Source organism: Streptomyces sp. CA2R106 (genome assembly GCF_037034245.1).
GTDB lineage: Bacteria > Actinomycetota > Actinomycetes > Streptomycetales > Streptomycetaceae > Actinacidiphila.
In genome coordinates this window covers 28,612-53,739 of sequence record NZ_JBAGKC010000040.1, presented here as the reverse complement: position 1 = coordinate 53,739, position 25,128 = coordinate 28,612, and the positions used below count along the sequence as shown (strand labels likewise).

Below are 25,128 nucleotides of genomic sequence, written 5' to 3'. Positions count from 1 at the left end.
CGGGGAGGAGTTGCAGGGTGACGTTGGGGGTCTGGGCGGTGGTGATGAGGTGGTCGAGTTGGCCGTCCCAGGTGGCGGGGTTGCGGGCGGCGCGGTGGAGGACCAACTCGTCGAGGACAGCGCGGTAGCGGAGGGGGTGGGGTGTGGGCTCGGTGAGGCGGGCTTGGCGTTCGCGGAGTGCGTCGATCTGTGCGGTCAGGGCCTCCGCCGACTGCGGGCTGGTGGTGACGAACTGCTCTTCGGCGTAGGCGGGCGTCTGGAGCAGAGCCGGGATGGTGGTGAGGGCGTATTCCTGGAGGCTCGTCGCGGCGGCTTCGAGGGCGGTGAGTCCGTTTGCGGCGTGTTTGGCTTCGCGTTTGGCCAGGCGCCAGAGGGCGGCGAGGAGGGTGCCGGTGTTGTAGTAGCGGTCGAGGGCTTGGGCGACGGTGAGGGTGCCGAGGCGGCCGCCGGTTTCCAGGCGGTGGAGGTAGGACTGCTCGTAGTGGCACTGGTCGGCCAGCCCCTGGAGAGACAGGCCGGCCTTCTCGCGGAGAAACGCGAGGTGGTGGGCGTACAGGGCCCGGGCGCTGACCTGACCGGCCGCGAACAACGCGTTCGCGCGGGCGAGTTGAGGGGCGCCGGTGGTCTCGGTGTCCACGGCGGGCGTGGCGTCGGGCTCGGTGGCGGGTAAAGCAGTGGGCGCGGGGGCCGCGGGCTTCATGGTGCTGGGTTCCTGTTCGTTCGTGATCGGTCAGTGACGTCTGCTGGCGGACCGCCGGAGCGGGGCTGGAGTGGCTACGGCGGCTTGGGCGTCCGTTCGAGACAGGCGCGGGAACGTGGCCGCGTCGGAGCCGGAGCCGGAACCGCGAGGGTGCACCACGTCCGCTTCCCGTCGGGGCTGATCCCCCAGGAGTCGGCGAGCGCGCTGACCAGCAGCATGCCGCGGCCGCCCTCCTCAAGGTCGCCGGCCGTACGAACCTCGGGCCGGTTCGGCGAGCCGTCGTCCACCTCGATCACGACCACGTCCGTGGTGACCACGAGACGGAACACGATCCGATGGCCGCTGCCGTGCTCGAACCCGTTGGTCACCAACTCACTGATCAGAAGCTGCGCATCGTCCACAAGAAAAGACAAACCGCACGAGCTGAGCCGGTACGCCCCGACCCGGCGGAGGCGCCCCACCCACTCGGCGAAGGACGGCCCGTTGTCACAACTCCGCTTTTTCTCAGAGCACTTGATGCTCACCGACAGCTCGTCGACGACGGTGGATATGTCGAAGAGCGCGCGCACTGCGCGCAACTCGGAGACGGGGCTCGGCCCTGATGCGGAGGTGGTTGGCATGCTCGCGTTTTTCCTATCCCGGCTGCCGGTACGGGGGCTGGTGCGGGTCTGCGTGCAGAACGGTGCCGGCTCGGATTCGAACAGGTCAGAAGCCTGAAGCCCGCGGTTCTCGGTGGCCCGTCTACCGTGCCGCGTAGGCTCTCCATGGTGCAAGCGGATCGCTCCAGAAATTTCTGAGAGCAGCGAAACGGACTATGCGGAGGCTTGCCCACGGACGAGTGGACGGTGCGCAGTGACTGTGCCACTGTGCACGGGTTGGCGAACGGCACACACAGGACATGGGGGCAGTGCGCAGATGGCAGCGAAACGTGGGGCGACCGGGCAACGGCTGGAGCTGGGCATCCAGTTGAGGCAGTTGCGTGAGAACTGCCCGCCCGTCGAAGAGGGCCGGGTGCGCGGCATGACGCGCAGGTCGGCGGTCAAGGGCCTCAAGGCCCTCTCGGAACCGTCGCTCGCCAGGATCGAGCACGGCGAGCTCAACTTCCGCCGGAACCCCGGGGATCTACGCGCACTCCTGAAGCGCTACGGCGTCACGGATGAGACACTGATCGAGCAGCTGGTCGAGCTGAACCGGGAGGGTACGGGCGATGAGTGGATCACTCAGTACCGGACCTTCATGCCAGCGGGGATGCCGCACTACGTGGGCCTTGAGACGGAGGCTGCTGTGATCAGCGGCTACCACCCCACAGTCGTCTACGGACTGCTCCAGACCGAGGCTTACGCGAAGGCGCTCTTCGAGGTACAGCGTCCCATCGAGGACAACACCAGCGAGTTCATGCGCCGCAACGTTGAGTTGCGCATGGAACGGAAGCGGCGCGTCCTGGAGCGTGCGGGTTCTGTGCGCATCCGCATCATCATCGGCGAAGCAGCGCTGAGGATTCCTGTCGGCGACGATGACGTGATGCGTGAGCAGTACGCAGAGATCATCGAGCTGGCGAAGGAAGATCACATCTCGATTCAGGTGCTGCCTTTCAAGAGGGGGTATCGATCGACGAACGACTTCACGATCCTCGACCTGGGCGAGTTGCCCGCTCGCGTACAGACCGACAACGCTTGGGGTGCAGCGTCCACCAGCGACAAGCGCCGTGAAGTGGACCGGTTCACCCGCCGGTTCGACGCGATGGTGGGTGTGGCCCTCGGCCTCGAAGACACCATCGAGTTCCTGCAAGAACTAGTCTGAAAGTAGTAGAGCCATCAACACTCACATCCCCGCCGAGCAACTGGCTCCCGAAGGTGCCTGGTTCAAGTCGTCTTACAGCGACGGCACCGGTAACAACTGCGTCGAGGTGGCCGACCGGCTCTCGGTGCACGCGGACATCCTCATCCGCGACTCGAAGGACAAGAGCGGTCCGGCCTTGCACGTGACGCACGAGGGCTGGGGAGCGCTCCTGGACCTGGTCCGTTCGGGAGACGTGGACTTCGGCGTCATCTGAACGGCAACAACAGCTCGACCACGACAGTGCCGCTCCCCTCATGCGTAGTGAGTGAGGGGAGCGGCACTGGTCGTTCAGGATCGGAGCTCACGCCTGTGACGTCGCCCGGGAGCAGAAGAAGCCGCGAACTGTCAGGAATACACGTCGTATTCCCGAGTGCACTGCGATTCGACGCCGTTCTTCGACAGGCACCCCCACATGTGGTACAGGTGGCCCTCGGGCAGATCACCGCCCTTCCAGATGATCGGCGACGGGGCGGTGTATCCGGAAGTGGCCACCCGACGGCCCGTGCTCAGGTGGGCGACGACGCTGTACCCGTCGGTGAGGTCGTCGAAGGCCCCGAGGTTGTCCCCGTTCGCGCAATCGTCGGGGTTGGCGTTCCACAAGGCATCACCGGCGAAGGTGGAGCCGTTGTAGACCGGAACGTAGTTGATGACGCAGTCGGCCGGTGCCACCCGCCCGGCCATGGCCGTCTGCTGGGTCGTGGCGGAAGCCGACCCGGCCGTCGCCGTGGCGAGGCCGCCGGCCATCACGACACCGGTCAGGGCGATGGCCGCCCTACGAGCGAATTTCATCATTTCCCCCATCTGCGCCCCCGAGATCCCTCCCGGCGGCGCATTCGCATTCCTCGCGGTATATGTTCCCGCCGCATGAAAATATCGCCGTCAGAACGGTTTGCGCCTTGGCACACAGTGGCCTTCTTCTTGTCTCTGCGTCCCCAGCAGGCCCTCCGCGCACCATCCCGGCAAGGCTCGGATCTTCACGCAGCGATCACGATCGCAGCCCCACGGTGGTGGCGCATGGACCTTGCCCGTCGTTCCCTCTTCACCAGAGTGGCGAGGCAGGCTGAAACCGCTTCTTGTCGGGCGTCGAGTCGCGGTGTGTAGTGGTCGGGGGGAGAGAACCTTCCACCTCGCGAGGTGGGCGTATCTCCAGACATAAGGCATCGGGGGGGCCGGATGCTCGACGTAAAGGTCTTCAACAGCATCGACTTACCGGCGGCCGACCGGTTCGACGCATGGCAGCAGCTCTTGGGCCAGACGCACGCGCCGGTACACCTGACCAGCGAATCCGCCGACGACTACCGTGCGACGCTGCGCCAGTTCACGCTGGGCGCTGCCATGCTGTGGCCCGCGGCCTACCCGCATCTGACCTGGCACCGGCCCGTCAGGCTCGTGCGGCAGTCCGACCCGGAGAGCTGCCATCTCACCCTCGTCCTGCGCGGTGGCGGCGTGGCCCAGTGGGACCGCTCCGAGAGGGCCCTCGGCCCGTACGACTTCCACACCAACCACACCTCCGTGCCCTACGTCATCCACTGCCACCCCGGGCAGCACGAGATCATCGGCGTCGAACTGCCCAGGACGTCGCTCGGCCTCCCCTGGAGCCGGGTGCAGCAGGTGATTGGACAGGGCCTGTCGGCCCGCGACGGCATCGGCCTACTGTTGGCGCAGTTCCTCATCCAGGTGTCGCACGACACCGACAACTACGCTCCCGCCGAGGCCCCCCGACTCGGCCAGGTGCTCACCGACCTCGTCACCGGACTGTTCGCGCGCGCCCTCGACGCCGACGACCGCCTCTCTCCGGAAACCCGCACACGTACCAAGATTCTGGAAATGCAAGCCTTCATCCGGCGCAACTTGGGGGACGTCCACCTGACCCCGGGTGCCGTCGCCGCCCAGCACCACATATCCCGAAGCCATCTGCACCGCCTCTTCCAAACCGAAGGCGCGACCGTCTCCGCCTACATCCGCGCCCAGCGCCTGGCCGCCGCCCGCCGCGCCCTGGCCGACGCCTCCACGCCCGCCGAGCCGATCCACGCCATCGCCGCCCGCTGCGGCTTCAAGGACCATGCCACCTTCACCCGCTCCTTCCGCGCCGCCTACGGCATCACTCCGCGCGACTACCGGCAGGCGGCTCACCTCTGACGCGGTCGCCGGTGCCGACCGGTTCCTCAGCACCGTCTGCCCCGAGCAGATCGTGTGTCGCCACACCAAATGACGCGCCGGGGCGCAGAGCGAGGGATCATGAGGCAGCCGCGATTGTCCAGCGTCATCGAACGACGGCTCCTGGTGAACTATCGAGTCGCCCCGGACGCCGCAGCACGCCTCCTTCCTGGGCCCCTGCGCCCGCAACTCGTGCACGGCTACGCGGTTGCGGGGATCTGCCTGCTGCGCCTGGGACATGTCCGCCCGGCATGGGCACCAAAGGCGTTCGGCCTGCGGAGCGAGAACGCGGCACATCGGATCGCCGTCGAGTGGGACGGTCAGGACGGCGTCGAGTCAGGCGTCTACATCCCACGGCGCGACACCGCCTCGCGGCTCAACGTCTGGGCCGGAGGCCGCCTCTTCCCCGGCGAACACGGCCGAGCACACTTCGAGGTGCACGAGACACCTGGTCAGCTGCGCGTCGCGCTGGCGACATGGGACGGCGACACCCGGGTGGACGTCACCGTCGAGCCGTCCGACGAGCTCCGAGGCAGCGAGCTCTTCGCCGATCTGGCCGAGGCTTCCCATTTCTTCCGAGGCGGGACAAAAGGCTTCTCGGCCACCACTTCTGGCCCTCACCTGGAGGGCATGGAACTGCGGGCCGGCACATGGCACGTAGAGGCCGGCCGGGTTCGCTCGGCCGCGTCGTCCTTCTTCGACGACCCGGCCGCCTTCCCGTCGGGGAGCGCGACCCTGGACTGCGCTCTGATCATGCGCGATGTCGCCGCCAGTTGGCGGCCGCTCCCGGCCATGGCTTCTGAGCGAGAAGCTCGACCCGCCGACTGAAGCGCCCAGCCGGCGCCGCCCGCTGACTTCGGGCGCCCCGACGTCGCCGGGGCGCCCGGTTGTCGGAGGACCGGGCCTTGTGGGAGGTCGCCGCGCCGAGGGCCGCCGCGTGGGGGCCGGCGCCCGGCGGCGGATGGGCGGCCGCCGGGGACGACGTACGGTCGACGTCGCGTGGAGAGGGGGCGGGGCGCTCCGGCCGTGCGGGCTCCCCCGTTCCCAGCGCGACCCGGGTCATACGAGGGGAACGACGATCCCCGGAGTCGGGGTCGGCTTCTCCGCCTCGGCGAGCATGAGGGATGCCACGCTTGCCCGCGACATCCGCGGCGGCAGCAGCGGGCGCGGGTAGTCCGCCAGCGGAAGGACGCGGCAGGCCGGAGCGACCGGGCCGTCGGTGAGGTCGGGGGCGTGGAACACGGTGGCGCCCGCATCGAGCGCGACCTGGTCGGCCGCCGCCTTCTCGGCCAGCTCGCCGCCGACGAACACCCGCATCACCACCGAGTAGAGCAGCCCGCCGGCCCCCTTCGACGGCCCCGCGCCGAGCGCGCCGAGCCACACCGTGCGGACCCCGGACTCGGCGAGCCGCCGGGCGCCGGCCACCAGCGCGCCGGGGCCGTCGCCCTTGGCGATGCCGATCGCCGAGAGGGCCACGTCGACGTCGTCGAGCGCGGGGAAGGCGCCGGGGTCGGTGACGTCGGCGCGCCGGGCCTCCACCCGGCTGCGCCCCGCCGGGGCGGGCGGGGTGTAGCGGTCCGGCGCACGGACGAGGGCCACCACGTCGTGGCCCCGCTCCGCCGCCTGCTCGACGAGCAGGCGACCGGTCCGGCCGGTCGCTCCGAGTACTGCGATACGCATGATCGTCCGCCTTTACTGAACAACTGTTGGCTACATGAGTAAACAAGTGTTGGTTACGGCTGTCAAGGCGGCCGAGCGGTAGGCTGGACCGTCGTTGCTCACCGGTTCACGCTGGTCGGAAGGGGGCGAGGTGGCACCCGAGGAGAAAGCCGAGCCCGCGGAGAAGGCCGCGCCCGCGGCCCGTCGCCGCAATCCGCGCGGCCAGGGGCAGGTGCTCAGGGCCCAGCTGGTGGACGCGGCCGCGAAGCTGCTGGCGACCCTCGACCAGCCGGAGACCCTCACCCTCCGGCAGGTCGCCCGCGAGGTCGGCGTGGCGCCGGCGAGCATCTACGGCCACTTCCCGGACCTCGGCGCGCTGGTCCAGCACGTTCTGCGGCTGCGCTACGACGAGTTGGCCCGGCTGATGGAGGAGGCCGCCCGCCCGGCCCGCGACCCGCTCGCCGAGCTGGTCGCCCGCTGCGCGGCCTATGTGCGCTGGGGCGTCGGCCAACCCGGCCCCTACCGCACGCTCTTCGGCGGGCGGATGCCGGCCGACCTCGTCCCGCGGTCCGAGCACGGCGCCGGCGCGGAGATGCTCGGGGCCGTCATCGACGCTCTGGCGGCGGCCGCCGCACCGGACCGGGTCCGGGCCACGCAGGAGCAGCGGTGGCAGGCCGGGCTGCTGCTCTGGACCGCGATGCACGGCCTGATCAGCCTCTACAACGACCACGGCACGATCCCCTGGCCGCCCCTCGACGACCTGATCACGGAGTTGCTCGCCCTGCACACCGGCCGGCCCGAGGCCGAGATCGCGGCCGCCCTGCCGTAGTCGGCGGCGTGCTCCCCCAGCCGCCGGCCGCGTACGTCACAGGGACCCCACTCGTGTGTCACAGCGCGGTCTTGATGCGGTCCGGCGCGGAACTCCGCTGGTGGCGGCGGTGTCCTGGAAGATCAGAAGGGTCCGCTCGGCAGGGGCGGGCACCATGTCGGAGGAGAAGCAATGCGTCTTGGGAAGCTCTCGATCGTCGCCCTCGTCGCGGTGGCCGCGGGGCTGTCGCTCACCGCCTGCAACGACGACACCGACAGCGCGTCCGGCACGGCGCCCTCCACCGCGGTGGGCTCGACCCTGGACGACGGCGGCTCCTCCGGCTCCTCCTCCGGTTCCTCCGGCACGACCGCCGGCGGCACCTCCTCCAGCACCACGAACGGCACCGGCACGTCGGCCACTTCGGGCTCCGGCGGCTCCGGCAGCTCCGGCGGCTCGGGCACCGCAGACGGCGGCATGTGCAAGACCGCGAACCTCTCCTTCAGCGTCTCCGGCGGGATGGGCGAGGGCGAGATCCTGGTCAACATGAAGAACACCGGCGCCGGCACCTGCACCATGCACGGCTTCCCCGGGGTCGACCTCAAGAGCAACTACGGTACGCAGAGCGTCGACCGCAGCTCGGTGAGCGCGCCGGACGTCACGCTGGCCTCCGGCGAGGAGACCCGCTTCACCCTGCACTACCCGGAGAACACCACCGGCGGCAGCGGCGTCACCTTCACGTCCATGGTCGTCACCCCGCCCAACGAGACGCACTCGCACACGGTCCCGGTCTCGATCAACGTCCCGGTGACCGACAGCACCACCTCCTCGATCACCGTGGACCCGGTCGGCGCGGGCAAGTAGCCGCAGCATGGGGGCAGTCGGCCGTGCGCCGCACCGCGGGGACACGGTGCGGCGCACGAACGCGCGCGGGCACAGCGGCGGCTCAGACCGCGCCCGCACGCATCAGGCCGCGCCCGCCTGCTGGTAGACGCTGAGCGCGCTGTTGCCCAGCACCGGGTGGTACTCATTGCTGCCGGAGCTGACGCTGATGTTGCCGACCAGGTAGCCGCTGCCGGCCGAACTGTCGAAGGACGCCAGGAACCCGCCGCCGCTCGAACCGCCGGTCTGCACGCAGTCGATGCCCCACATCGTGGAGTCGGCGCGGCCCGCGTCGGCGAACTCGTCGCCCTCGCAGTGGTTCAGCCGCTCGCCGTTGCCCTCGGCGTCCGAGCCGCCGTAGCCGAACGAGTGGACGTGCTGGCCGGTCGCCGAGTTGAACGCGATGCCCTGCGCGCCCACGGTGTCCACGAGGGTGCTGCCGTTGACGGTGCCGACCGCGGCGAAGCCGTAGTCCCAGTTGGCGTTGCCGCCGGTGGACACGTACTGGTCGTCGTGGAAGAGGCTGCGCGCGGCGAACGTGCCGTAGGGCCGGTTGCCGTTGGCGTAGCCCGGGATGAACACCCAGTTCTGGTAGACCTCTCCGGTCGAGGCGTCGACGACGCAGTGCCCGGCGGTGAGGACCACGGACTTGTTGTCGCTGTTGGCGACGGTGGCCGAGCAGGCGTAGGTACCGCCCGCCGCGTTCTGGAAGAAGACCTTCCCGGCGGTGGTGGCGATCAGGCCGCCCCCGGTCCAGGCGGTGGGCGACGACAGCGGGGAGACCGCGCCGGAGGAGGTCCGGGTGGGCGAGGCGGGGGCGGCCGCCGGGGGCACGCTCACCTCCGGTCCGGCCGGGTCGGCGGCCGAACCCGCCCTCGCGCCGCGGGTGTTCGCGGCCGTGCCCGCCGCCTGCGCCGGCGTCAGGCTGGACACGTCCTTGGCGGCGCTCAGCCGTTCGGGCGTCCAGAAGCTGATCGCCTTGTCCTGCTGGGCGGTTGAGAAGGTGGTCCGCTCGACGGAGCCTGAGGAGGTGGTCGTGCCGGACGGGGGCGGGGCGGCGTGGGCCGTGCCCACCGTCCACGCGGTGGCGGCGAGGGTGAGGGCGCCGAGGTAGGCGGCAGTACGTTTCATGGCGGTGGCTCCTGGTCCTTGTGGGGGTAAGGGGAGTTCTCGCGGGCCGTTCCGCCGCCATGTACCCGACAACGTTGTCACGTCGGGTGGGGGTCGTGGGGTGCGTGGGGCGGCGGAACAGCAGTGAGAGTAGCGGGGAACGGTTGTCGCGTCCATGGCGGACGCAGGTGGCGGCGGGCGGATTCGCGTGTGTCGGGCGGGAGTTGGGGCAGTGCGGGCGACCGCGGCGCGCCGGCCCTCGTACGGCGCGCCCGCGCGGGCGGAGGTGCGCCCCGTCGCTCCGGAAGGGGGCGCGCCTCCGTCCGTCGTTCAGGCCCGGGTGTAGCCGCCGTCGGCGAAGAGTTCGGCGCCGGTGACGAACGACGAGGCGTCCGAGGCCAGGAAGAGGGCGGCTTCCGCGATCTCCTCGGCGTCGGCCAGCCGCCCCAGCGGCACGACGGCCTCGGCGAACCGGTCGGCGTCCGGCCCCGCGGCGTTCAGCAGGCCGGGGGTCCGTGTCGGCCCGGGGCTGAGGACGTTGACCCGGAACCGGCGCTCCCGCGACTGCCGGGCCCAGTTGTGCACGAGGTTCGCGACCGCCGCCTTCGAGGCGCTGTAGACCTCGAGGTGCTCGTTGGGCCGCACGCTGTTGCTCGAACCGACGACCAGGACGGAGGCGTTCTCCGCCAGCAGCGGCAGCGCCTTCTGCACGGTGAACAGCGTGCCCTTGACGTTGACGGCGAGCGTCAGGTCGACGTTCGCCTCGGTGTGGGCGCCGAGTGCGGCGTCCGCGACGATTCCGGCGTTCGCCACCAGCACGTCGATACGTCCGGCCTGCTCGCGGACCTGCGCGTAGAGCGCGTCCAGGTCGGCCAGGACCGAGACGTCGGACCGTATGCCGGTGGCCGCGGGGCCCATCTCCCCGACCGCCGCTTCGAGGCGGTCGGCGTCCCGGCCGGTCACGAAGACCCGCGCGCCCTCCCGGACGAAGCGGTGGGCGATGGCCAGCCCGATCCCGCTGCTCCCCCCGGTGACCACGGCCACCTTCTCCTGCAACGCGCCTGCCATGTCGAACCCCTTCGGTTGTGGAATGGATCGTCCACAACGTAGGCAGTAATGGACGATCGAGTCAAGAACGGTTAGCCTGGGACCATGGCGAGACCACGCGCGTTCGACGAACGCCACGTCCTGGAGCGGGCCCGGGAGCAGTTCTGGGCGACCGGCTACGCGGGGACCCGGATGGACGACATCGCCCAGGCGACCGGCCTGGGCAAGGGCAGCCTGTACGGCGCGTTCGGCGACAAGGGCAAGCTGTTCCACCGGGTGTTCGGCGACTGGTGCGCCGCGGTCGTAGAAGTGGCCGAAGGGCAGCTGACCGGCGGCCCGGACGCGGAAGCCTGGGACCGGCTGTCGGCATACGTGCACCTCATGGCGGAGAACACCGCCTCCGACGCCGAGCGCCGCGGGTGCCTGCTCGCCAAGGGCGCGGCGGAACTCGCCCAGCACGATCCGACGGTCGCCGCGCGCTCGGCCGAGACCATGACGGCGCTGCTGGCCCTGCTGCGGACCGAGATCAGCGCCGCCCAGCGCCACGGCGACATCGACAGCGCCGCGGACCCCGAGCGGTTGGCGGCGCTGCTGCTGACGGTGGTCCGCGGTGTCGAGGCGGTCGGCAAGGCCGGGCTGGACCCGGAGACGGTGCGGCACGTCGCGGAGACCGCGCTGGCGGTGCTGCCCGGGCCCGGGGGGCGGCGGTGAGCCGTCAGCGGAGGGCGAGCCGCCGGCGAACGGTGAGCTGACCGCGAACGGTGAGCCGTCAGCGAACCGCGGTGAGCCGTCAGCGAACGGCCGTACGCCCGTCCGGGCAGCCGCGCACACTGACGGCATGGACGTGATCGAGGTACTGCCGAGCCTGCGCATGCTCCGCTTCGAGGTGGGCGCGGCCTATCTGTGGCGTGACGGCGACGAGTTGACCCTGATCGACACCGGAGCGGTGGGCAGCGCCGCGCCGATCGACGAGGTGCTGGACGGCGTACTGCGGCGGATCGTCCTGACGCACTGGCACGAGGACCACACGGGCTCGGCCGCCGAACTGGCCGCCCGGCACGGCGCGGAGGTGGTGGCCCACCGCCTGGAGGCACCGGTGATCCGGGGAGAGGCGGCCGGGGCGCCGCCGGTCCTCGCGGAGTTCGAGGTGCAGTTGATGGCGGCCCTTCCGGCGCTGCCCCCGGCCCCGCCGTGCGCGGTGGACCGCGAGGTGGCGGACGGCGACGTGCTGGAGTTCGGCGGCGGGGCCGTCGTGGTGGCGGTGCCCGGGCACACGGACGGGTCGATCGCGCTCCATCTGCCCGGGCCGCGGGCCCTGTTCACCGGGGACGCCGTCGCCAACGTCGGCCGGACCGCCCTCGGCGTCTTCAACACCGACCGCGCCCGGGCGATCGCGTCGCTCCACCGCCTCGCCGAACTGGACGTCGACACCGCGGTCTTCGGGCACGGTGAACCGGTTCCGCACGGTGCGGCGGCCGCCCTGCGAGCGGCCTCCGCCGAGCACCGCTGAAGCCGCGTTGTCGGTGGCACTGCGTAGGGTGCGTGCCGGGTGACACAGCCGCAGGGTGAGGGAGCAAGTTGCATGGGCGACGGGATTCGCTGGCTGGTCGGTCTGGAGCACTGGATGTCCGGGGTGGTGTTCGCGCGGGGGATATCGCCGCACGAGCTGGCCGTACGCATGGGCGGCGACCCGGGCGCGGTGACCGAGCCGATCGCGGACGCCGATGCCTGGGACCTCGGCGAGGCGTACGAGGCGGACGGGGACGGCGACGGCGTCGTCCGGGTCGGCGAGCAGGAGGGCTGGTCGTTCGCCGTGGAGTACGGGGACACCGGCGGTGCGGCGCGGCTGGCGGAGGTGTCCCGCCTCGGCGCCGAGGCCGTCCGCTACGCGCCGATGCGGGAGCACCCGCCGGCCACCGTCTTCTACGCGCGGGACGGGGTGACGCTGTGCGGTTTCGGGCTGGGCGAGGAGATCTGGCGCTGGGGTCAGGAGCCGGACCTGCTCGTTCCCGACCTCGTACGCGGGCAGGTGCTGCGGCCGGACGGTGCCGCGCTCCTCGCCGCGGAGGACGAGCCGTACACCGAGGTCCGCCGCCGCACCCTCGGGGTCGTGGAGCAGCGCTTCGGTCTCTCGCTCTCCCCGTCCTCCCTCAAGGAGGCCCGCCTCCCGGCTTACCCGGTCCGCCCCGCCCCGGCCCTCTGAATGGCCCCCGCTGTGCGGTTCCCCTGCGGTGCGGGGGCTCCTCGACGGGCGGGGGCTCCTCGACGGGCGGGCTCGGGCGCTGATCCCTGCTCGGGGAGCCAGCGGGTGGCCTTAGAACTCCTAACGAAATGATCCACGAGGTGGTCGGATCACTCCGGGACCGATGATCCGAGGTGTGGGGTGGCTCGACTGAAGCCGTGGGAAGTTGACGACGAGTTTTGGGTGGTGATCGAGCCGCTGCTGCCCACAGTCGAACGTCGGACCCGACATCCTGGGCGCAAGCGGCATCCTGACCGGCTGGTGTTCCAGGGCATCCTGTTCGTGCTGCACACCGGGATCGCCTGGGAACACCTGCCGCAGGAACTCGGCTTCGGCTCGGGTATGACCTGCTGGCGTCGCCTGGCCGAGTGGACAGAAGCCGGTGTGTGGCCCCGGCTGCACGAAGACCTCCTCGCCAAGCTCCGTGCTGTGAACGCCCTCGACTTCACCCGGGCGGCCGTCGACGGCCCCCACATCCGGGCGCTAAAGGGGGCCCAAGACCGGACGAAGCCCCGTCGATCGGGGCCGGACGGGCAGCAAACACCACCTGATCACCGATGCCACCGGCATCCCGCTCGCCGCCACCCTGACCGGTGGCAACCGCAACGATGTCACCCAGCTGATCCCACTGCTCCAGGCCGTGCCGCCCGTGCGGGGCGAACGCGGCCGGCCCCGCCGCCGCCCGGACGTCGTGCTGGGCGACCGCGGCTACGACCACGAAGCCTTCCTCACCCTTGGGTGCGCACTGATCTGCTGGCGGCGCCTGAAGTCATCGCACTAGGTGTTCCTACCGTTCGGCGTCGCCCCACTCCTGGACGACCACCTCGTCGCCGACTGACAGCTTCCCCGGCCGTATCACGGAGAACTTCGCGCCGAACACTACGCCCCCGCTCGCCGCTCGCCGGTAGCCTGCGAGCGTACGCAGGGGCTCCCGCCCCCGCCGCGCTCCAACCTCCTGCTCAACCAGAGTGACCGCACAGCGCACCGCGAGTTTGGCATAGCCCAACTCGGCCCCGCCGGTGGTGATGCGGCGTGCGCGGTCCTCGGCGTGCGGTACGGCGGCCCAGTCGCCGCCGTCGCTGTCATGACCGAGACCGTCGCGGCTGTCGACGACGATGTTCGGGCGAAAGCGGTTCATCGACAGGGGCGGGGCGCCACGCTCGGCCATCCGCCGGTTGAGGAGGGCGAGGGAGGCGCGGGACAGCAGGTGCACGGCGCTGCTGTCGGCATAGCCGGAGGGGCCAGGGGTCAGGCCGTCGGCGACCCGGTCGTGCTCCGGTGGCACGCGGACCAGACGGCTGGGGGTGCCGAGGACCTCCGAGAGCCATGCGGCGGCGTCGTCACCCTGGTCAATCCCCTGGAAGGCGGCGCCGAACAGATCGACGTCGCGGCGCGGCGCGGACGTGGTCACGTCGAGGCGTACTGTGCCGTAACGGCCCGTCTTGTCGGCCGAGTCGAGCGTGAGTCGAGCGCCGTCGGCGCTGACGGCGGGCCGGATCAGGGCGAGGCGCGGGTGGCGGCGCTGGGTGCGGTAGACCCCGTCCTCGCTGATGACCATGAAGTTGCGGTCGTGCGCGAGGCCCGCCGACGTAAGGAGCGCATCGCTCATCGAAGTGCCCGCGCATCCCTTGATGGGGTAGCAGATCAGATCCATGACGACAGCCATGTGCCGCCTCCTTCGGTCGACGGCCACATCAGAACGTCGGTCTCACTGAGGTGACGTCATCAGTCCCGGAGTAATCCAACCACCTTGGAGATCATTTCGTCAGGAGTTCTCAGCCTGGCGGGTGACAGACGCCTGGGGGGTGACCGTGACAGGTGCGACTGGCGACGTTGCGCGTGCGCCCGGGTCTGCGGCGCCGGGCCATCCGTTGCGAATTGTCCGCGATATTCGGGGCTCCCTGCCTGAGGACCAGGCCGGACACTTCGACGCGGAGCTCGCTGACACCGAGCTCGAAGCGCTACCGGAGATGCTCAACCGGTGGGTCCGGTTGGCCACGGACGGCTTCGAGGAATTCCTGCTGTCCAGCCCCTTCGAAGAGCTGGAGTTCGGCGGGCGTTCTTACGACGACGATCAGGCAGGAACGTCGTCGCCGAACTCACCGCCCGCCTCCGGCCCGACCCCCGGGTCGTCGCCTGACTCCGCTCGACTGCCCGCCCCAACCGCTTCCTGTCGAGTGTCACGCCGGAGCGCGGCACGGGAACAAGATCACGTCATGCCGCGAGTACGTCCCGGAGGACGTTCGCGAGGGTGACGCGGGCCAGCTCGGCTCTCACGGTCTCCTCGATGCCCTCGTAGATGCTCTGCATCGCCGGCTGGATGCCGTGACCCACCACGCATCCCTGGTCCGGGGTGGTGCGGTGCATGGCGAACAGCGGCCCGGGTTCCACTGCCTCGTACACGTCGAGCAGGGTCATCGACTCCAGATCGCGGGCCAGCGACCAGCCCGCGCCAACGCCCCGCCGGGACTCCACGAGCCCGGCCCTGCGCAGCTCGCCGAGGAGCCGTCTGATCACCACCGGGTTGGTGTTCGCGCTGCTCGCGATCTGCTCGGAGGTGGCGACCTCATGTCCCTGGCGCTGGTAGAGGCCGATCCAGGCCAGCGCGTGCGCGGCGATGGTCAGCCTGCTGTTGGCGCTCATGGGCTCCTCCTCTCGGCCGCAACGCTCCATGATACGTCAGTCGTAACAGCGAATGTTGCAACAGACTGTCGTAACAATTACCGTTGCGACTGTCGGACCAATCAACGAGGTGAGAAGAATGAGCAAGCCACTCACGGGCAAGGTCGCCCTGGTCACCGGGGGGTCGCGCGGCCTGGGAGCCGCGACCGTACGGCTGCTGGCCGAGCAGGGCGCCGACGTCGCCTTCACGTACGTCAGCTCCGAGAAGCAGGCGCAGGCCGTCGTCGACGAGGTGCAGGGCAAGGGAGCGAAGGCCGTCGCCTTCAAGTCCGACCAGGCGGACACGAGCCGGGCGCCGGCGCTGATCGACGACGTGGTCGCGCACTTCGGCGGTCTGGACATCCTCGTCAACAACGCGGCGATCTCGGTGGAGCAGGGCCGCACGGTGGACGACCCGGACGCCGACACCGCCGCACTGGACCGGATGCACGCCACCAACTACCTCGGCGTGATCGCCGTCATCCGGGCCGCCTCCCGGGTGCTGCGCACGGGCGGCCGCATCATCACGGTGAGTTCCGGACTGGGCTCCCGGGTCGGTGTCCCGGGCGTTGCCGACTACTCGGCGACCAAGTCAGGCATCGAGAGGTACACCATGGGGGTCGCACGGGACCTCGGGCCCCGCGACATCACGGCCAACGTCGTGGAAGCCGGGCTGATGGACAGCGGCATGCAACCGCCGGACCCCGACACCCTCAAGGCCCTGCTCAGCTCGCTGTCCCTGCAACGCATGGGGCACCCCGACGAAATCGCCGCGGCGATCGCCTTCCTGGCGAGCCCCGCCGCGTCGTACGTCACGGGCGCGGTGCTGGACGCCCACGGCGGCTACAACGCCTGAACCCGAAACCCCTGCCGCGCGCCCCGAAGGACATCGCGTCTTCGGGGCGCGCACCGCCAACGACCCCGAGGACGTCGACCACCTCCGCGACACCGCCCCTCACCGCCGCCCAGACCCTCGTACGCCTCCAAGCCCTCCCGCACCACGCCCGGATGACGAGGCCGAACGGGGGGCGACCTCCGTCCAGGTCCCGCAGATCTCCGCGGCGATACGGCTGATGAGCTCGCGCACCGCTCGGACCTCGCCGTGGCCTTCCACGATCGGGGCCACCGTGGGGGTGGACGTCATCGCTGCGCCCCCGGACCTGGCGCCGCGGTCACGTCGGGAAGGAGCTGGTCGTTCCGGAGGAGTTCACCGGGAGTGTAGAGCTGCTCGCGAAGGGCGAGAACGCCCGCCTCGTCCAGTTGGCCGATCTTGGTCTCCCCGCCGATGGAGCGCACGGCACGCAATTCGGAGAGATCGAAGTCGTGGCGGTCGAGAAGATCGGGACTGTGGCTGGTGACGATCACTTGACGGCGCTCGCTGGCGTCGCGCAACGCGTCGAGAAGCACGCCCGCCGCCGCCGGGTGGAGCGCGCTCTCCGGCTCCTCGATACCGACGGTGCTGAGCGTGCTGCCCGTGCCCGCGAAGAGGGAGACGAGGACACCGAGCGCGCGAAGAGTTCCGTCGGACACGGACTGCGCCCGGAAACGCCACGGATTGTTCGACCCCGGCACGTCCTGGGCGAACTCCAGAGTTTCCCAGGTGCCCAGATCGGAGCGGGCGACGCTGTGAATTCCAGGGACGATAAGCCGCAGATAGCTCTCGATACGGCCCTTGTCGTCCCGGCCGCGTGCACTGCGTTCCAGGCGGTGCAGGACACTGGCGATGTTGGAGCCGTCACGGTGCAGGAAATCGCCCGAGTCCGGCGTCTGGGGCTGCCGTATGACATCCGGGTTCAGACTGAAGACGCTGATGCCGGCGAGACCGTCGTACACCGGCCGGAGCGCGTCGATGCCGGCAGCCGACACCAGGTACAGGCGCTGCTCGCTCACCGGCGGCATCACCGGCTCAGAAGCATCCGCCAGCCGCCCGTTCTCGACCCGAAACCCGGCATCGCCGTTCCCGACGCCTTCGCCGGGCGACGCGTCGTAAAGGATTTTGCAGTGTTCGCGCGAGATACGAAAGCCGCCGCCCTTCACCGCGGCCACCTCGAATCCGTACTCCCCGCGGTAGTCCAGACCTCCGAACTCCAGATCGATCGAGAAGTGGGTCGGATGCCCGGTCGACCTCCGGCGTACTTCCGCGACTCCCCCGCGGCTCCGCAGAGCCTGGTCCAGAGATGTTTGCAGGGATTCGGAAAGCAGCCTCAATGCGTCGAGGAAGTTACTCTTCCCGGACCCGTTCGGCCCGACAAGCAGGAGCAGTCTGCCCAGCGCGACGTCGGCTGCCGCGATGCTCCGGTAGTGCTTGAGCCGGACGCGGGTGAGGGAGAAAGAGTTGTCCTGCATGCGATCAGTCTGGCAGCAAGACGGCTCGTCCCCAAGATTCGCCGGCTCGGCAACGGCGGGGCGCTCAGCGCGTGGGGCGGGGGCCCTGGGCGGTGCCGTTGAGGGGGTAGAGCGCGAGGAGCGGGGTGCCGGTGTCCCACTGGCCGAGCAGGTCGCGGTGGACGGCGAGGATGCGGTGGCGGACCGCGAGTGCGAGGGCCGCGTTGCTGAAACGGCGGGTGGCGACGAAGGCCGCGGCGTCCGCGCGGTGGTGCAGCCAGGCCGTGCCGATGAACTTCTGCACGTCGCCGCTGGGCACGGTGCGGTGCGGGGCGTAGTGCTTGCACTGCACGACCAGGCGGCGGCCGTCGGGCAGCGTCGCCGCCACGTCCGCGCCGAGGTCGCCGGACCGGCCGGTGACGGTGACGTCCGTACAGCCGTCGCGGCGGCACAGCTCGGCGACGTAGCGCTCGAAGTCCTGCCAGCTCAGGGCGTCCACCTCGGCCAGCGAACGGCGCCCCAGCCGTAGCGCCTCCTCCGCCCGCCACCGCCGGTCCGCCCCGCGCGCCAGCCGGTCCGTGCGCCACATCCACCACGCCGCCACCCCGACGGCCCCCACGCCCGCGACCCCCACCACGTACGGCCACACCCGCGCCCACGCCTCCGCGACCAGCAGCGCCGCCACGGCCGCGCCCCCCAGTAGGGCGTTCCGCCGCGCGACCGACCGCCGCCTGCGCTTCCTCGCCATGCCTCCCCCTCGCATCCCGCACGTCCCCTACAGCAGCCGCCCGCGAGTGTGACCGCCCGGGCCCCACCGCGAAAGACCGCGCCTTGGCCAACGCCTGTCCGCGGCCTGTCCGCAGGCCCGTTTCGGGGCAGAGCCGATACGATGCCGGGACGGGGAACGGGGAGGGGTGGCGGGGATGGGTGAGGTGGGGCAGGGCGGCGGGGAGTGGTTGGACCTCGCGGACGCGATCGAGGTGCTGCGGACGCAGGTCGCGGAGGCAGAGCAGCGGGCCCGGGGGTCGGAGCTGAGGTTCGTGCTGGGGGAGATCACCGCGGAGTTCGAGGTCGAGTTGGTGCGCGCGGGCAACGGCGGCGGGCGGCTGCGGTTCGGGGTGGTGGAGGCCGAGGCGCGGCGGGAGCGGTCGACCCGGTCGGTGCAGCGGGTGACGCTGCGGCTGAGGCCGGAGCGCGGCGGCGCGGACGTCGCCGTGGGTGACTTCGAGTAGCGGGACGTGCAGTTCCAGCGGGTCGTCCAGGTGCAGGCCGCGGGTTTCGGCAGCGGCTACCTGATCGCGCCGCGGCTGGTGCTGACCGCCGCCCACCTGCTGGCGCGCGACGGCGCGGCCCCGGGGCAGGTGGCCGTCTCGCTCCCGGGCACGGGCGCCGACTGCCCTGCCGCGGTGCGGTGGTGGCGGTACGACGCGGCGGGCCCGGTGGACGCGGCCCTGCTGGAGATCCCGGCGGGCAGCCCGCGGTGGACGGTGCCGGGGCCGCTGCGCGGCGACTTCGGGCGGCGCCCGCAGCGCTGGGGGTGGTGCGTGACGGGCGGCGGCGAGGTGCCGGTCACCGCGGCGGGTTTCCCGCGGCAGCAGCGGGCACGCGGCGGGGACTGGGAGAAGCTGGTGGGCCGGGTCCGGCCGCACGGCGGCGCGATGTTCGAGATCCTGGACGACGCCGGGGTGCTGGGGATCGACGGCGACGGTACGGCGGGTGCGCGGGCGACGCCGTGGTCGGGGATGTCGGGGGCGGCGGTCTTCGCGGCCGGGCAGCCGCTGCTGCTCGGCGTGGTGCGGGCGGACCGGCGGCCGCGCCACGGCACCCGGCTGACGTACACCCGCAGTGCTGACCTGATCGCGTGCGACGGCTTCCGTACGGCGGTCCGCGCGGCCACCGGCACCGAGCCGCTGCTCGAACCGGCCGAGCTGGCCGACCTGTTGGAACCCGCGCCGCCCAAGCGTGAGTTGACGTCCCCGACGACGCTGCTGCGCGCCGACGCCGAGGTGGTGTCCTTCCACGGCCGGCAGGACACGCTGGCCGACCTGGAGCGGTGGTGCCTGGCCGACCACGGCGCCGTGCCGTCGCTCCGGGTGGTCACCGCGCCCGGCGGCCAGGGCAAGACCCGGCTGGCGCGGCAGCTCATGTCCCGTCTGCGCGGGCGGGGTTGGGTGGTCGGCCAGGTGCGGGGCGAGCCCGCCGACCTGAGGCTGCTGCGTACGGTCCAGCACCCGCTGCTGCTGGTCGTGGACTACGCCGAGTCGCGGCCCGACGTGGTGCGGAAGCTGCTGGAGCAGGCCGCGGAGGTCTGGCACCCGGTGCGCCTGCTGCTGCTCGCCCGCTCGCTCGGCTCCTGGCAGGACCGGGTTCCCGGCGCCGTCCGCGAGGTGCGGCTGCACGCGCTGAGCCCCGAAGTCGCCGACCGGGCAGCGGCGTTCGAGCGGGCGGTCGCGGACTTCTCCCGGCGCCTGGCGGAGACCGCCGACCCGGCGGGCCCCGACTGGCACGCGGCCGCGGCGGCCCTGGCCGACGCCCCGCCCGGGCGCCTCGCGGCCGAACACCCGGGCCGGCAGACGGCGTTGACGGTCCAGATGTCGGCCCTGGCCGCGCTGCTGCGCCAGGCCCGGCCCGCGCAGGACCCGGCGGCGGCCCCGCCCGCGGAGGAGGACCAGGGCACCCTGGAGGCCGAACTCATCGGCCACGAACGGCGGTACTGGCTGGAGGTGGCCGACGAGCGCGGCATGAGCCGCCGTGAGAAGGACCTGCTCGCGCAGGCCGCGGCCACCGCCGTGCTGTGCCCGGCGCAGGACGCCGACGAGGCCCGCGCCACCGTCGGGCGGCTGCTGCCCCACGCCCCGCACGGAACCGTCGCGGCGCTCACGGACTGGCTGCGCGACCTGTACCCCTCGTCCGAGGGGAGCCACTGGGGCCGGCTGGAGCCGGACCGGCTCGCGGAGTACCACGCCTCCGAGCAGGTCGTACGCGACGACGGGCTGCTCACCCGGCTGTTCTCCCGGGCCCCGGACCACCAGCGCGCGCAGATCCTCACGGTGCTGGCCCGCGCCGCCGTCGCCCACGCCAACGAGGGCCGCCCCGGCGCGGCGCGCACCATCGTCGACCGGCTGCGGCAGACCTTGCGCGCCACGCCGGACGACGCGCCCCTGACCGCGGCGATGCTGCGGGCGCACGCCCATACGCTGCCGGACCAGTCGCATGTGCTGCGCGGCTACGCGCTGGACGTCGCCCGGAAGCTGAGCGAGCTGAGCCGACCGGACAGCCTGAGCAGCGGGCCGGGGCACAGCGCCACGGGCGACCCGCGCACCCTGGGCGAGCACGCCTCCGACCTGCACCAGCTCGCCGAACGCCACCTCGCCACCGGCGACTTGGCCGCGGCCGGCGAGGCCGCCGACGCCGCCGCGGCCCTGCGCGAACGCCTCGCCGCCGCCACCGGCGCACCGGCCCAGCGCGCCGGCTGGGCCGACTCCCTGCTCCTGCTCTCCCGGACTCTGCGCCAGACCGGTGACCTCCCCCGGGCCCACCGCGCCGGCACGCGGGCCCTCGCCCTCTTCCGCGCGCTCACCGAGGAAGGCGGCGGCGAGGAGGACACGGCGGAGCGCGAGAGCGGCCTGGTGCGGGCGCTGATCGACCAGTCGTACGTGGTCTGGCAACTCGACCCGACCACCACGGACTTCGACCAGGTCGCGCGGTCCGACGACCACACCGCCGAGGCCGTCCGGCGCGCCCGCGCGCTGGCCTGGCGCCTGCCCGACCCGGACCCGCAGCTGCTCCCGATGGCGCTGACCGCGCGCAGCGCCAACCTCTGGCGCCTCCAGCGGAACACCGACGCCCCGGCGCTGGCCCTGAGCGAGGAGGCCGTCCGGACCTTCCGCGAAGCCGCGCGGGAGAATCCCGACGCGTACTCCGGCGACCTCGCCCAGGCGCTGATGGGCCTGGCCGTCGACTACGCCGCCGCGGGCCGGCCCCCCGAGGGGAGCATGGCGCTGGAGCGGGAGGCGATCGCCCTGCTCGGGCCGCTCGCCGCGGACGTGCCCGCCCACCGCTCCACCCTGGCGCAGGTGCTGCACAACCTCGCCTGGAACCAGTTCTACGAGGGGGACCGCGCCGCGGCGCGGGCGTCCGTCATGGCGGCCATCGGGCACCGCCAGGCCCTCGCGCGCGACGGGCACGGATCGGCCGGGCTCCGCCTGGCCGACTCCCTGAGGATGCTCGCCTTCCTCCACGAGGACGAGCGGGACCACTGGACGGCGGTGGAACTCGGCGAGGAGGCCGCGGCCGGCTACGCACAGGCCGCGCTGCCGCTCAGCGCGAGCGACCTGCACAACCAGTCGGTACTGGCCCTCCAACTCGCTCGCTCCTACGACGCGTTGGGCCGCCCCGCGGACGCGCTCGCCGCCCACGACCAGGCCCTCGCCATCCGCCGCACCCTGAGCCGGTACGCGCCCAGCCTCTACACGTACGAGTACGCCAGCGCCCTGCACGACCTGTCCGACCTCTACCGCAAGCACGACCGGCAGGTCGCCGTCCGCATCGTGCTCCGCCAGGCGCTCCCGGCCTACCGGCGGCTGGCCCGGACCGACCGCCAAGCGCGGCGGCAGTTGGCGTACTGCCTGTACGACCTCGGCTCCAGCTACCTGACGACCCAGGCCACGCAGAGCCGCGCGGTCCCCGCGCTGCGGGAGGCGTACGGTCTGTGGGCGCGGCTGGCGGCCGACGACCCGGGCGCGGAACGGCAGTTGGCGGACGCCGGTACGGAGCTGGGTCGCGCCCTGATGCTCACCAGCCGCTTCGGCGAGGCCGTGCAGGTCGCGGCCCATGAGGTGGACCTGCGGCGGAAGTTGGCCGGCGCGGACCGGTCGGCCCACGAACTGCTGCTCTGCTACGGCCTGTTGCGCCTCGCGGAGGGGCAGGCCATGACGGGCCGGGACGCCGCGGCCTGGACGACCGCCCTTGAGGCGGAGGAAGCCTGCCACACGCTGGCCGGCCGCGGGGAGCTGACACCGCGGCGGACCGCGGCGCTGCTGGGGAGCCTGGCGGGGGCGCTGAGCCGGTGCGGGGCGCACGATGTGCGCCGGGCGGCCCGCGCGGTGGCGCCGGCGCGGCTCGCGGTCCGCGGCTACCGGCTGCTGGTGGACGCCGACCCGCACGACACCGACGCCCAGGCCGGCCTGAACCGGTCGCTGCGCCGGCTCACCGAGGTGCTGCACCGCGTCGGCCGCTACGACGACGCCCTTGACGTACAACGCCGCAGAGCAGAGGAGTGGATGAGGCCATGACCGCACCGCAGGACGGAGAGCCGGGCGCGGGGCCGGCGGAGACAGCGGGGCCGGCGGAGACAGCGGAGGCCGCGGAGACAGCCGACGACATCCGGCAGGACGAGGTACGGGCGGCCCGGTCGGCGGAGCTGCTCTACGGGAACGTCAACGAGTTCGTCACCGACCGCTTCATCCACCTCGTCCCGCGCCCGGCGCCCGGGTCGGGCCGGGTGTGGTGTCCGGAGTGGTACCGGCACGCCCAGGCGCTGTCCCGGCTGGACGCGATCTGGCGGGCGTGGGAGCACCTGCGCTTCGACCCGGCGATGGGCCTGTCGCACTGGTGGCTGCACCATGTGGACCCGCACCTGCGGGTGTTGATGGACCCGGACCTCGGCCCGTTCGGCCGCTGCGCCGACGGCCACCAGGACCCGCCCGAGCCGCTGCCCGTCCTCGCGCCGCCCGAGGGGCTGTTCACCGACCAGCGCGACGCACCGTCCAGGGACCCGCTCTCGCTGGGCTGAACTCCCCGGCCGACCCGGGGTGGGAGAGAGGCCCCGCCGTGACCGGCGGGGCCCCTCCCAGTGCTTCGCTGCGTCCGCGCGTCCGCCGGTCAGGCCAGGGCGAACTTCTGCGCGGCCGAGCCGTTGCAGTCGTAGATCTGGAGCCGGGTGCCGTTCGCGGTGGCGCCGGACGGGGAGTCGATGCAGCGGCCCGTGGTCGGGTTGGACATCGAACCGTCGGAGTCGACCACCCAGTTCTGGTAGCCGCCGCCGTTGCAGGTGGCCAGTTGCAGCTTCGTGCCGTTGGCGTTGACGCCGCCCGCGATGTCCAGGCAGCGGCCGAGCGTGCGCAGGGTCTGGCCGCTCCAGGTCCACTTCTGGTCCAGCGAGGTCGCCTGCTGGCAGTCCCACAGCTGGACGGCGGTGCCGTCGGTGCCGACGTCGTCGCCCGCCACGTCGACGCACTTGCCGCCGGGGCCGTAGATCGGGGTGCCGATGGCGTACTTCTGGGCGTCGGAGCTGTTGCAGTCCCAGATCTGGAGCCGGGTGCCGTTGGCGGTGGCGTCCGAGGGCGAGTCGATGCAGCGGCCGGTGGTCGGGTTCAGCAGCGAACCGTCGGTCCGGCGCACCCAGTTCTGGTAGCCGCCGCCGTTGCAGGTGGCCAGTTGCAGCTGCGTGCCGTTGGCGTTGGCGCCGCCCGCGATGTCCAGGCAGCGGCCTAGGGTCTGGAGGGTCTGGCCGCTCCAGGTCCAGTGCTGGTCCTTCGCCGCCGACTGGCAGTCCCACAGCTGGACCGCGGTGCCGTCGCCGCCGGTGTCGTCACCTGCCACGTCCACGCACTTGCCGCCCGGGCCGGTGATGGTCTGGCCGCTCACCGAGCCGCCGGAGCCGGAGCCGGGCGCCTTGTTGTAGACGGCGACGGAGTCGATGACGAGCTTGCCGCCGGAGACCGTGGCCGAGTTGGGGCCGCCGCCGAAGGCGTTGGGGAAGCCGCCGCCCATCGCCAGGTCGTAGATGATGAAGAACGGGTGGTCGATCGCGTTGGCCCAGGTCGTCGCGTCCACCTGGTTGGCGCTGACGGTGTAGAAGTTGTTCCCGTCGAGGTAGAAGCGGACCTGCTCGGGCGAGACCGAGCGGTCGATCTCCACGGCGTAGTCGTGGAAGCCGGTCTGGCAGCCCGAGCAGGCGCGTTCGCCCGAGCCGATGCCGGTGGACTCGTTGCACGGGCCGCCGGGGTTCACCCCGCAGTGGATGGTGCTGAAGTCGGAGCTGCGGCCGTTGATGTCCTCCATGATGTCGACCTCGCCGGAGGTCGGCCAGGTGGTGCCGGTGCGCAGCGTGGAGCCGAGCATCCAGAACGCCGGCCAGTAGCCCGCGCCGTTGGCGGTGGTGACGTTGGGCTGTTGGAGGACGGACTCCATCCGTACGACGCCGCCGGCCGGCGCGCCGAACGTCGCCGCCTGCGTCTCCACCCGGCCGGACGTCCACCCGCTCGACGGGTCGGAGCCGGAGTGCTGCGCCTGGAGCACCAGGTGGCCCTGGCCGTCGTAGTAGACGTTCGAGGTGCTGTTGGTCATGGTCTCGATCTCACCGGTGCCGAAGCTGCTGCCCGGCCCGGTGTCGTACTTCCACAGGCTCTGGTCGATTCCGGTGCCGGACGCACCGTTGAAGTCGTCGCTCCAGGTGAGCGTGAAGCCCGACGGTGCCGAGGGCACCGTGGCCTGGGCGGTCGGGGTCAGGGCGGCGGAGGCCGCCGCCAGAACCGCGATGACGGGGCCGAGGATCACCGCTCTCCGCCACCTGCCGCGGCGCGGCCCTGCCGAATGTGCGCGCATACGTCCGTCCTCCGGGAAAGGCGTGGTTCTCGAGTTCCGCTACGCCGCCGCTGGCGGGTGTCACGAGGTGCGCGGGGCCGGGCCGCCGGGCCC

24 protein-coding genes and 1 pseudogene are annotated in these 25,128 nt (G+C 71.9%); 14 read left to right on the top strand and 11 right to left on the bottom strand.

Annotated features, from left to right (window positions below; all coding sequences use genetic code 11):
* Together WA788_RS32890 and WA788_RS32885 are read right to left on the bottom strand one after the other, a co-directional pair.
* Nucleotides 1-700: helix-turn-helix domain-containing protein (locus tag WA788_RS32890; protein WP_335983826.1), on the bottom strand; the 700-nt coding region annotated here is incomplete at its 3' end.
* 74 nt (nt 701-774) lie between these two features.
* Complete coding sequence (locus tag WA788_RS32885; protein ID WP_335983824.1) at nt 775-1,320, bottom strand: ATP-binding protein; 546 nt, start codon at nt 1,318-1,320, stop codon at nt 775-777.
* Nucleotides 1,321-1,615: 295 nt separating this feature from the next.
* Between WA788_RS32885 and WA788_RS32880 the strand changes: the two genes are divergently transcribed.
* Both WA788_RS32880 and WA788_RS32875 read left to right on the top strand, forming a co-directional pair.
* Entirely contained in the window at nt 1,616-2,500 is an 885-nt protein-coding gene (locus WA788_RS32880; RefSeq protein ID WP_335983822.1) for a helix-turn-helix domain-containing protein, read from the top strand.
* A gap of 13 nt (nt 2,501-2,513) precedes the next feature.
* Entirely contained in the window at nt 2,514-2,753 is a 240-nt protein-coding gene (locus WA788_RS32875; RefSeq protein ID WP_335983830.1) for a DUF397 domain-containing protein, read from the top strand.
* A gap of 131 nt (nt 2,754-2,884) precedes the next feature.
* On the opposite strand, the gene WA788_RS32870 is transcribed toward WA788_RS32875, so the two are convergent.
* Nucleotides 2,885-3,340, bottom strand: coding sequence for a hypothetical protein (locus WA788_RS32870; RefSeq protein WP_335983820.1), 456 nt, complete (start codon nt 3,338-3,340; stop codon nt 2,885-2,887).
* Nucleotides 3,341-3,712: 372 nt separating this feature from the next.
* On the opposite strand from WA788_RS32870, the gene WA788_RS32865 reads away from it, so the two are divergent.
* Together WA788_RS32865 and WA788_RS32860 are read left to right on the top strand one after the other, a co-directional pair.
* A complete protein-coding gene (locus WA788_RS32865; RefSeq protein ID WP_335983818.1) occupies nt 3,713-4,678 on the top strand; it encodes an AraC family transcriptional regulator in 966 nt (321 codons plus the stop codon).
* Between the two features lie 99 nt (nt 4,679-4,777).
* On the top strand, nt 4,778-5,524 hold the full coding sequence (locus WA788_RS32860) for a DUF2071 domain-containing protein (RefSeq protein WP_335983815.1): 747 nt from the start codon (nt 4,778-4,780) through the stop codon (nt 5,522-5,524).
* 231 nt (nt 5,525-5,755) lie between these two features.
* Here the strand turns inward: WA788_RS32860 and WA788_RS32855 are convergent, their stop codons facing one another.
* Nucleotides 5,756-6,376 (bottom strand): NAD(P)-dependent oxidoreductase, encoded by a 621-nt coding sequence (locus WA788_RS32855; RefSeq protein ID WP_335983813.1) that lies wholly within the window; start codon nt 6,374-6,376, stop codon nt 5,756-5,758.
* 130 nt (nt 6,377-6,506) lie between these two features.
* Here WA788_RS32855 and WA788_RS32850 point away from each other — a divergent pair, with 130 nt between their 5' ends.
* On the top strand, nt 6,507-7,184 hold the full coding sequence (locus tag WA788_RS32850; protein ID WP_335983811.1) for a TetR/AcrR family transcriptional regulator: 678 nt from the start codon (nt 6,507-6,509) through the stop codon (nt 7,182-7,184).
* A gap of 171 nt (nt 7,185-7,355) precedes the next feature.
* Complete coding sequence (locus tag WA788_RS32845; protein ID WP_335983809.1) at nt 7,356-8,024, top strand: DUF4232 domain-containing protein; 669 nt, start codon at nt 7,356-7,358, stop codon at nt 8,022-8,024.
* A 102-nt stretch (nt 8,025-8,126) separates the two neighbouring features.
* On the opposite strand, the gene WA788_RS32840 is transcribed toward WA788_RS32845, so the two are convergent.
* Together WA788_RS32840 and WA788_RS32835 are read right to left on the bottom strand one after the other, a co-directional pair.
* Complete coding sequence (locus WA788_RS32840; protein ID WP_335983808.1) at nt 8,127-9,173, bottom strand: trypsin-like serine peptidase; 1,047 nt, start codon at nt 9,171-9,173, stop codon at nt 8,127-8,129.
* A 309-nt stretch (nt 9,174-9,482) separates the two neighbouring features.
* Complete coding sequence (locus WA788_RS32835; RefSeq protein WP_335983806.1) at nt 9,483-10,220, bottom strand: SDR family NAD(P)-dependent oxidoreductase; 738 nt, start codon at nt 10,218-10,220, stop codon at nt 9,483-9,485.
* A gap of 84 nt (nt 10,221-10,304) precedes the next feature.
* Here WA788_RS32835 and WA788_RS32830 point away from each other — a divergent pair, with 84 nt between their 5' ends.
* The 4 genes and pseudogenes from WA788_RS32830 to WA788_RS32815 all read left to right on the top strand — a co-directional run.
* Nucleotides 10,305-10,910, top strand: a complete 606-nt coding sequence (locus WA788_RS32830; RefSeq protein ID WP_335983804.1) for a TetR/AcrR family transcriptional regulator — start codon at nt 10,305-10,307, stop codon at nt 10,908-10,910.
* 127 nt (nt 10,911-11,037) lie between these two features.
* Nucleotides 11,038-11,709: an MBL fold metallo-hydrolase gene (locus tag WA788_RS32825; protein ID WP_335983802.1), complete on the top strand. Its 672-nt coding sequence runs from the start codon at nt 11,038-11,040 to the stop codon at nt 11,707-11,709.
* Nucleotides 11,710-11,781: 72 nt separating this feature from the next.
* Nucleotides 11,782-12,402, top strand: a complete 621-nt coding sequence (locus WA788_RS32820; protein WP_335983800.1) for a DUF6461 domain-containing protein — start codon at nt 11,782-11,784, stop codon at nt 12,400-12,402.
* 180 nt (nt 12,403-12,582) lie between these two features.
* Nucleotides 12,583-13,168: pseudogene (locus WA788_RS32815) on the top strand (IS5 family transposase); the annotation flags it as partial.
* Between the two features lie 60 nt (nt 13,169-13,228).
* On the opposite strand, the gene WA788_RS32810 reads toward WA788_RS32815, so the two are convergent.
* Together WA788_RS32810 and WA788_RS32805 are read right to left on the bottom strand one after the other, a co-directional pair.
* Entirely contained in the window at nt 13,229-14,107 is an 879-nt protein-coding gene (locus WA788_RS32810; protein ID WP_335983798.1) for an MOSC domain-containing protein, read from the bottom strand.
* A gap of 548 nt (nt 14,108-14,655) precedes the next feature.
* The gene (locus WA788_RS32805; RefSeq protein WP_335983796.1) at nt 14,656-15,084 is read right to left on the bottom strand and encodes an Rrf2 family transcriptional regulator; all 429 of its coding nucleotides are present in this window, start codon (nt 15,082-15,084) and stop codon (nt 14,656-14,658) included.
* A gap of 118 nt (nt 15,085-15,202) precedes the next feature.
* On the opposite strand from WA788_RS32805, the gene WA788_RS32800 reads away from it, so the two are divergent.
* On the top strand, nt 15,203-15,958 hold the full coding sequence (locus WA788_RS32800) for an SDR family NAD(P)-dependent oxidoreductase (protein WP_335983794.1): 756 nt from the start codon (nt 15,203-15,205) through the stop codon (nt 15,956-15,958).
* Nucleotides 15,959-16,242: 284 nt separating this feature from the next.
* On the opposite strand, the gene WA788_RS32795 is transcribed toward WA788_RS32800, so the two are convergent.
* A complete protein-coding gene (locus WA788_RS32795; protein ID WP_335983791.1) occupies nt 16,243-17,448 on the bottom strand; it encodes an AAA family ATPase in 1,206 nt (401 codons plus the stop codon).
* A 64-nt stretch (nt 17,449-17,512) separates the two neighbouring features.
* The gene (locus WA788_RS32790) at nt 17,513-18,175 is read right to left on the bottom strand and encodes a restriction endonuclease (RefSeq protein ID WP_335983789.1); all 663 of its coding nucleotides are present in this window, start codon (nt 18,173-18,175) and stop codon (nt 17,513-17,515) included.
* A gap of 175 nt (nt 18,176-18,350) precedes the next feature.
* On the opposite strand from WA788_RS32790, the gene WA788_RS32785 reads away from it, so the two are divergent.
* From WA788_RS32785 to WA788_RS32775, 3 genes are read left to right on the top strand one after another with little or no spacing between them, the layout of a single operon-like run.
* The gene (locus WA788_RS32785; protein ID WP_335983787.1) at nt 18,351-18,659 is read left to right on the top strand and encodes a trypco2 family protein; all 309 of its coding nucleotides are present in this window, start codon (nt 18,351-18,353) and stop codon (nt 18,657-18,659) included.
* 6 nt (nt 18,660-18,665) lie between these two features.
* A complete protein-coding gene (locus WA788_RS32780) occupies nt 18,666-22,721 on the top strand; it encodes a hypothetical protein (RefSeq protein WP_335983785.1) in 4,056 nt (1,351 codons plus the stop codon).
* On the top strand, nt 22,718-23,221 hold the full coding sequence (locus WA788_RS32775; protein WP_335983783.1) for a DUF4913 domain-containing protein: 504 nt from the start codon (nt 22,718-22,720) through the stop codon (nt 23,219-23,221). Before WA788_RS32780 ends, WA788_RS32775 begins: the two co-directional genes overlap by 4 nt.
* A gap of 89 nt (nt 23,222-23,310) precedes the next feature.
* On the opposite strand, the gene WA788_RS32770 is transcribed toward WA788_RS32775, so the two are convergent.
* Complete coding sequence (locus tag WA788_RS32770; protein ID WP_335983781.1) at nt 23,311-24,987, bottom strand: ricin-type beta-trefoil lectin domain protein; 1,677 nt, start codon at nt 24,985-24,987, stop codon at nt 23,311-23,313.
* Between the last annotated feature and the right edge of the window lie 141 nt (nt 24,988-25,128).

Excerpts from the sequence above, each read along its gene's own strand:
- WA788_RS32885 (WP_335983824.1), bottom strand. The coding sequence starts at position 1,320 with ATGCCAACCACCTCCGCATCAGGGCCGAGCCCCGTCTCCGAGTTGCGC.
- WA788_RS32880 (WP_335983822.1), top strand. The coding sequence starts at position 1,616 with ATGGCAGCGAAACGTGGGGCGACCGGGCAACGGCTGGAGCTGGGCATC.
- WA788_RS32870 (WP_335983820.1), bottom strand. The coding sequence starts at position 3,340 with ATGGGGGAAATGATGAAATTCGCTCGTAGGGCGGCCATCGCCCTGACC.
- WA788_RS32865 (WP_335983818.1), top strand. The coding sequence starts at position 3,713 with ATGCTCGACGTAAAGGTCTTCAACAGCATCGACTTACCGGCGGCCGAC.
- WA788_RS32860 (WP_335983815.1), top strand. The coding sequence starts at position 4,778 with ATGAGGCAGCCGCGATTGTCCAGCGTCATCGAACGACGGCTCCTGGTG.
- WA788_RS32855 (WP_335983813.1), bottom strand. The coding sequence starts at position 6,376 with ATGCGTATCGCAGTACTCGGAGCGACCGGCCGGACCGGTCGCCTGCTC.
- WA788_RS32845 (WP_335983809.1), top strand. The coding sequence starts at position 7,356 with ATGCGTCTTGGGAAGCTCTCGATCGTCGCCCTCGTCGCGGTGGCCGCG.
- WA788_RS32840 (WP_335983808.1), bottom strand. The coding sequence starts at position 9,173 with ATGAAACGTACTGCCGCCTACCTCGGCGCCCTCACCCTCGCCGCCACC.
- WA788_RS32835 (WP_335983806.1), bottom strand. The coding sequence starts at position 10,220 with ATGGCAGGCGCGTTGCAGGAGAAGGTGGCCGTGGTCACCGGGGGGAGC.
- WA788_RS32830 (WP_335983804.1), top strand. The coding sequence starts at position 10,305 with ATGGCGAGACCACGCGCGTTCGACGAACGCCACGTCCTGGAGCGGGCC.
- WA788_RS32825 (WP_335983802.1), top strand. The coding sequence starts at position 11,038 with ATGGACGTGATCGAGGTACTGCCGAGCCTGCGCATGCTCCGCTTCGAG.
- WA788_RS32820 (WP_335983800.1), top strand. The coding sequence starts at position 11,782 with ATGGGCGACGGGATTCGCTGGCTGGTCGGTCTGGAGCACTGGATGTCC.
- WA788_RS32810 (WP_335983798.1), bottom strand. The coding sequence starts at position 14,107 with ATGGCTGTCGTCATGGATCTGATCTGCTACCCCATCAAGGGATGCGCG.
- WA788_RS32805 (WP_335983796.1), bottom strand. The coding sequence starts at position 15,084 with ATGAGCGCCAACAGCAGGCTGACCATCGCCGCGCACGCGCTGGCCTGG.
- WA788_RS32800 (WP_335983794.1), top strand. The coding sequence starts at position 15,203 with ATGAGCAAGCCACTCACGGGCAAGGTCGCCCTGGTCACCGGGGGGTCG.
- WA788_RS32795 (WP_335983791.1), bottom strand. The coding sequence starts at position 17,448 with ATGCAGGACAACTCTTTCTCCCTCACCCGCGTCCGGCTCAAGCACTAC.
- WA788_RS32790 (WP_335983789.1), bottom strand. The coding sequence starts at position 18,175 with ATGGCGAGGAAGCGCAGGCGGCGGTCGGTCGCGCGGCGGAACGCCCTA.
- WA788_RS32785 (WP_335983787.1), top strand. The coding sequence starts at position 18,351 with ATGGGTGAGGTGGGGCAGGGCGGCGGGGAGTGGTTGGACCTCGCGGAC.
- WA788_RS32775 (WP_335983783.1), top strand. The coding sequence starts at position 22,718 with ATGACCGCACCGCAGGACGGAGAGCCGGGCGCGGGGCCGGCGGAGACA.